Raw genomic sequence first — 1,367 nt, 5'->3', positions numbered from 1 at the left:
AGGTTGTGGATAGAACTGACAGAGTCAGTATCATATACCTACGGCAAGGCGACACTAGTATGGTTTAAAGAGATTTTCGAAGAGTATTACTTTTGATATTCGTGGATGATGACACCTTGTACCACACGGTTTACTGTACCAGTAGGAGACGGTGTATCAGGTTTATTTTCTACCTTGAGTGAAGTCAATAGGGCAAAGAGTTGGGCATAAACGATGTAAGGGAAGACACGGTAAATATCATTCAAGACACCGCCACAACCAAGAGCCACTTCTTTGACATTTTCAAGGCCAAAGGCTTGATCACTCAAAAGCACAACACGACGGGCAATCTGATCACCAGCAACTTCACGAACCAAGTCCAAGTCGTACTTGCGAGTGTAGTCTGTCGTTGTACCAAAGACCAAAACAACTGTATCTTCGTTGATAAGAGATTTTGGACCGTGACGGAAGCCGACTGGGCTTTCATACATGGTCGCCACTTGACCAGCTGTCAATTCCAAAATCTTGAGCTGAGCTTCATGAGAAAGTCCAAAGTAAGGACCCGCACCAAGGTAGATGACACGGTTAAAGTCTAGGTCAACAAGCTCTTTGACATCTTCTGCCTTGTCTAAAACTTTACGAGCAAGACTAGATACAACTTCAAAACGTTCAGCTTTAACAGCAAATTCTGTAGGATCAAAAACCAAGAGAGCTGTCAACATCATAGACGTAAAGCTAGAAGTCATGGCAAATCCAGCGTCATTAGAAGCAGTTGGTTGCAAAAGCAAAAGATTGCGGTCATCGCCATGGGCTTGAAGAGCCAATTTACCATCTGCTGCGCAAGTAATCGTCACTTGATAAAGCTCATCCACCAAGGCTTTGGCCAAATCAACAGTCGCCACACTTTCAGGTGAATTTCCACTACGGGCAAAGGAAACAAGGACAGTTGCCACATCTTTTTTCAAATAAGTTTCTGGATTGGCAACAATATCTGTTGTCGCAATAGCATTGAAATTCCATTTGCGTTCGTCATAGACTTCCTTAAAGTAAGGCACCAAGGTATCTCCTACATAAGCAGAAGTCCCAGCACCTGTCAAGATTACCTTGATATAGTCATGTTTATCAGCGACCCCTTGTAGGAAGGCTGCAATTTCTTCACGTTTTGCTTGATAAGATTCAAAAGCTTCTTTCCATACATCAGGCTGTTGGTAGATTTCACGTGTAGTGATTTCTGCACCCAATTCGAGCAAGTCTTCTTTTGTATAATGTAGCATTGAATTCCTCTTTTTCTATTAAATATGGGAATGGGAGTAAGCCCCATTCCCATGTATATTCTATATAAAATACTCTAACGATTTTCACGTTGTCACATCTTATACTCAATGAAA

General features: G+C 41.8%; 1 protein-coding gene. It reads right to left on the bottom strand.

What is annotated here, in order from left to right:
* Positions 1-86: 86 nt before the first annotated feature.
* The gene (locus HT730_RS10320) at positions 87-1,253 is read right to left on the bottom strand and encodes an SIS domain-containing protein (RefSeq protein WP_081574864.1); all 1,167 of its coding nucleotides are present in this window, start codon (positions 1,251-1,253) and stop codon (positions 87-89) included.
* Positions 1,254-1,367 lie beyond the last annotated feature (114 nt).

This window comes from Streptococcus sp. k-628, from assembly GCF_013277475.1.
In the GTDB taxonomy this organism is placed as follows: Bacteria; Bacillota; Bacilli; order Lactobacillales; family Streptococcaceae; genus Streptococcus.
Note: the sequence above shows the minus strand (reverse complement) of the source record. Positions and strands in the feature narration are given on the sequence as shown.